The organism is Lentzea indica (assembly GCF_012184385.1).
In the GTDB taxonomy this organism is placed as follows: Bacteria; Actinomycetota; Actinomycetes; order Mycobacteriales; family Pseudonocardiaceae; genus Lentzea; species Lentzea indica.
On the sequence record NZ_VSRL01000414.1, the window covers coordinates 1 to 4,831 of the forward strand.

The 4,831-nt window shown below is 70.8% G+C and carries 5 protein-coding genes; 4 read left to right on the forward strand and 1 reads right to left on the reverse strand.

From position 1 onward, the window contains the following. From FXN61_RS47295 to FXN61_RS47310, 4 genes are all read left to right on the forward strand, one after another. Window positions 1-831: HAMP domain-containing sensor histidine kinase (locus FXN61_RS47295; RefSeq protein ID WP_167980320.1), on the forward strand; the 831-nt coding region annotated here is incomplete at its 5' end. A 46-nt stretch (window positions 832-877) separates the two neighbouring features. Beyond that, window positions 878-1,660, forward strand: a complete 783-nt coding sequence (locus FXN61_RS47300) for a glycoside hydrolase family 20 zincin-like fold domain-containing protein (RefSeq protein ID WP_167980321.1) — start codon at window positions 878-880, stop codon at window positions 1,658-1,660. A gap of 290 nt (window positions 1,661-1,950) precedes the next feature. Further along, on the forward strand, window positions 1,951-2,604 hold the full coding sequence (locus tag FXN61_RS47305; RefSeq protein ID WP_312878549.1) for a response regulator transcription factor: 654 nt from the start codon (window positions 1,951-1,953) through the stop codon (window positions 2,602-2,604). Further along, the gene (locus FXN61_RS47310; protein WP_312878550.1) at window positions 2,601-3,848 is read left to right on the forward strand and encodes a sensor histidine kinase; all 1,248 of its coding nucleotides are present in this window, start codon (window positions 2,601-2,603) and stop codon (window positions 3,846-3,848) included. Before FXN61_RS47305 ends, FXN61_RS47310 begins: the two co-directional genes overlap by 4 nt. 36 nt (window positions 3,849-3,884) lie before the next feature. Here FXN61_RS47310 and FXN61_RS47315 read toward each other — a convergent pair. Next, window positions 3,885-4,831: aromatic amino acid ammonia-lyase (locus FXN61_RS47315; RefSeq protein WP_167980322.1), on the reverse strand; the 947-nt coding region annotated here is incomplete at its 5' end.

The following is a 4,831-nucleotide window of genomic DNA, read 5'->3' on the forward strand; positions in this document are numbered from 1 at the left end:
GCCAGGATCAACCCGGCCGTTTGCGCGCGTTTGACCGCCGCCGCGCAGCACCTGTCCGGCGGTAGCGACATCCCGCCGGTCCCGGTGCGCGGGCAGGACGAGATCGCGGGCCTGACCAGGGCGTTCAACACGATGGCGGCGAACAGGGCGCAGCTGGAGCAGGCGCGCAAGGCGATGGTCAGCGATGTCGCGCACGAACTGCGCACCCCGTTGAGCAACATTCGGGGCTGGCTGGAGGCGGCAGAGGACGGCGTGAGCGACCTCGACCCCGCGCTGATCACGTTGCTGCTCAAGGAAGCGCTGGTGCTGCAGCACGTCGTGGACGACCTGCAGGACCTCGCCGTGGCCGACGCGGGCTCGTTGCGGCTCACCGTCGAACCGGTGCCGGTCGCGAGCGCGTTGGAGCAGGTCCGCGCCGCGCACGAGGTACGAGCCGCGCAGGCAGGGGTCACGCTGACGGTGTCCGCCGATCCCTCGCTCGTCGTTCGCGCGGACGCGTTGCGGTTGCGGCAGATCCTCGACAACCTCGTGGCGAACGCGCTGCGCTACGTGCCCTCCGGCGGGTCGGTGTCGGTCAGCGCGGTCGAGGACGGTTCCGATGTGGTGATCGCGGTGGCGGACACCGGCGCGGGCATCGCCGAGGAGGACCTGCCGCACGTGTTCGACCGGTTCTGGCGCGCGGACAAGTCACGTGCCCGCAGCACCGGCGGCAGCGGTTTGGGGCTCGCGATCGTGCGGAAGCTCGTCGAGGCGCACGGCGGATCGGTCGGTGTGACCAGCACGACAGGTCAGGGCACCACGTTCGCCCTCCGATTGCAGGAACTCAGCTGATACTGCCAGCGTTAGTCCGCTGGAGAGGAAATCGGTGATTGTTCCCATGCCCACGAGCGCGCCCCGTCGCACGGGCTCGTTCGTACTGACCGAAGACGTCGCCGTCCGGGTGACCGGACAGGCCCGCACGGCGGCCGCGATGCTGCGCGAGCACATCTTCGCTCAGACCGGCTACCTGCTCGCCGAGTCGCAGGACGGCATGCTCATGGTGTCGCACGATCCCGCCATGCGCGGGCTCGGTCCCGAGGGCTATGCGTTGCTGGTCAGCAACGACGCGGTGATGCTGCGGGCGGGAACCCAGGCGGGGCTGCGGCACGGCGTGCAGTCGTTCCGTCAGCTGATGACCCGCGACGGCACGGTCCGCGCGGCCGACCTGCGGGACTCCCCCGCGTTCGCCTGGCGCGGGGTGTCGAGCGCCCTGCTGCCGCCGGCCGAGATGCGCAAGGCCATCGACAAGATGGCCGCCTACAAGCTCAACGTCCTGCACGTCTTCCCCGAGGGCGACCCCGACGCGCTGCGGGAACTCGTCGAGTACGGCAGGGACCACGGCATCACCGTCGTCCCCGAGCTCAGCCCGGCGACGATCGAGCTGCTCGACCTCTTCCCGAGCCGGTGGGTGCACATCGGCAGCGCCAAGCTGAGCGCCCGGTTCGCCGGCCTCCTGCAGCGTCACGGCCGCCTGCCGGTGCGGTGGCACGACGGGAGCACCGACGTTCTCGGCCCGCACGGACGGCTCATCGAGGGCGACGACGGACTGCGTGCCGTCGCGACCGCGGGCTGGGTGGGCGGTCTCGGCACCGCGTCCGCCGTCTCTCCGGCCACGGTGTAGCGCTGTTCGTTGACCGGCGCGCTGTTCACACTTGCCACTCGAGCGCAGGTCACACAGGCCCGCCATTAACATGTTTATCGTTGAATTACCGGTCCGGCGCGACCGCGAAGATTCGCGAACCACATGGCATGTGCTCCGAATGCTGCACCGGATAGTTCCTCACGGCCGCAGAACTGGAGAAATCCGCCTGCTGATCACATTTGTGAACGATCTCCGGTGGCTGTCCATTGGCTGTTGCACCACCTCCGTGACCTGGTCCGACGCAGGGGCAGCGTGCGATTCTTCGTTCTGTGCGCCTGCTGCTCGTGGAAGACGACAGGGAGCTGGTGGAGTTGCTCTCCGCCGTGTTCCGAGGTGACGGACATGTGGTGGACATCGCGCTGGACGGGCAGCGCGGACTGCATCTCGCGCTGACCCGGCCTTACGACGTGGTCGTGATCGATCGTGGACTGCCCGTTCTCGACGGGCTCGATCTGCTTTCCCGGTTGCGTTCCCGGTCGGTGCGGACACAGGCTTTGATGTTGACCGCGATGGGCACGGTCCGCGATCGCATCGACGGGCTCGACGCCGGCGCGGACGACTACCTGATGAAACCGTTCGACCTGGGTGAGCTGCGCGCGCGGGTGCGGGCGTTGCACCGGCGGGCCGGGGAGCTGGCCGCCGTGCTGCGGATCGGCGCTGGTCGCCTGGAGCTGGAGCAGCACCAGGTGGTGCTGCCCGACGGCGAACGGGTGCCGCTGACCGCCAGGGAGTTCGCCCTGCTGCGGGTGCTCGCCACCCACCCCGGCACCGTGCACACGCGGGCCTCGTTGCGGCGCACGGTGTTCCAGGACGCGCCATCGCAGTCCATTGTGGACACTTACGTGCACTACCTGCGGTCCAAGGTGGGGCGATCGGTGGTGCGCACGGTTCAGGGAGTCGGCTACCGGTTGGGGGCGCTGTGAGGGCTTCGTGGGCCGAGGCGGAGCGCGCGGAGGTCCGGCGCGCGCGGCTGCGGGTCAGCGTGCTGGTGGGCCTGGCGATCACGGTGATGATCGCCTTCGTCGGCGCGATCGCATACGTGGTCATGGTGCACGCGCAGGAAACGCAGGTGGCGCGCGAGCTCCAGTACAACGCCCGCTTCGGCGTGCCGGACGTCGCGCCCCGGTGCGCGTGGGTGTTCGTGCTCGACGACGGCGTGCTCGACGAGGGTGTGCTGGCGGTGCCCGGCGGGTTCCCGCTGCACGGCGATCTCGAGGCGGTGCGGTCGTCCGGTGTCGCAGTCGAGCGTGACGTTTCCGCGAACGGCACCGAGTACATGGTGCTCACGACACCGGGCTCGGACTCGACCACCGTGCAGGCGGTGTTCGACATGCGGTACCTGCTGGCCGACCGCCGGCATCTGTTGCTGGCACTCGGGATCGCGCAGGTGGCGGGCCTGCTCGTGGCGGCGTTGATCGGCCTGGGCGTGAGCCGCCGGACGGTCGGTCCGCTGGCGGAGGCGCTGGCCAGGCAACGGCGGTTCGTCACGGACGCCAGCCACGAGCTGCGCACCCCGATCGCACGGGCGTACCTGCGAGCCCAGCTGCTGTCGGCGGCCGCGGACCTGCCGGCCGACCAGCGCGACAGCCTCGACGCGTTGGCGAGGTCGATCCGCGGGCTGTCCGACGTGGTGGACGACCTGTTGCAGTCGGCGCAGCTGAACCAGGGACTCGACGGCGTGCCCGTGGACCTCACCGCGGTGGCCTCGTCCGCGGTGGCCGGGGAGCGCGAGCGGGCGGCGGAACGACGGATCGCGCTGACCGTCGAGCATCCGGGAGGCCCGCTGATGGTGAGCGGCGTGGAGACCGCGTTGCGGCGGGCGGTGGACGAGTTGCTGGCCAACGCGGTGCGCCACACGCCGGAGGGCGGGCGGATCTCGGTGCGGGTCGGGTCGCGAGGTGGACACGTGGAGCTGGAGGTGGCGGACACCGGCGAGGGGTTCGACCCGGCGGAGGCGTCGCTGTTGTTCGACCGGTTCCACCACGGCCGGGGTGAGAAGCGGTTCGGGCTGGGGCTCGCGCTGGTGCGGGAGATCGTGACCGGGCACGGTGGCGAGGTGGAGGCGGTCGGGCATCCGGGGCGGGGGGCGCGGTTCACGTTGCGGCTGCCGATGGCTCGGACAGGTTCGGCGCGGCCGCGCGAGCGGATCACGTCCGCCTGCCCGTGAGAGGCACCTGCTGTAGCGCTCGTCCGGCGGAGGGCATCACCACTGCCGTCCAGTCACCACGTCGGCGGCGATCCGCACGTCGACGTCCAGCGGCCGGTCCGGATCCACCGGCTCGATGACGTCGGCGAGGGCGTCCAGCAACGCCGCGCACCGGGGCGCGGTCGGCCTCCTGCCACCCACGTGCACCGCCTGCCGCAGCCCCAACGCGAGCGAGCCGCACAACAACCGCAACAGCTCGGCGAGGTCGTAGGTGCGCAACGCGGCCTGGGTTCCGAACGGCACGACGTCCTGGTTGTGCAGGTTCGTCGGCAAACTCTGGGTGCTGGCAGGCAGAACGTTCCGCCTGATCTCGGCCACGAACGCCGTCGTGGCCAGCTGCACGCCCTGCAACCCGTGCTGCTGACCAGGTCCCGCGGCCAGCATCGGCGGCAGGCCGGTGTTGCGGGCCGGGTCCACGAGGAGGTCCAGCTGGCGTTCCGCCAGGTTGCCCAGTGACGCCGTGACCATCGCCAGGACGTCGGCGGCGAACGCGGCGGGCTGGCCGAAGAAGTTGCCGCCGTGCGCCACCAGGTCGTCGCCGGGGAAGAACAACGGGTTGTCGCTGACCCCGCCGAGGTCCGCCGCGACCACGCCGTCCACGTAGCGCAACGCGTCTTCGGCCGCGCCGAGCAGTTGGGGTGAGCACCGGATGCTGTACGGCTCCTGCAGCGCACGCGCACCGCTGGGACGGGTGCCGTCCAGCAACGCGCGCATGTCCGCGGCGACCGCGGTGGCGCCGGCGTGACCGAACGCCGAGATCAGGCGCGGGTCCAGGAATCCGGGGTCGGCGCCGAGAACGTCCACCAGCAGACAGGTGAGGTCCGCGACCGCACGATGCGAGGCACGCACCGACGACAGCGCGAGAGCCGTGGCAGCGGTGGTGACGGACGTGCCGTTGACGAGTGCCAGCGCGTCGCGGCCGTCCAGCCGCAAGGCTCCAGGCC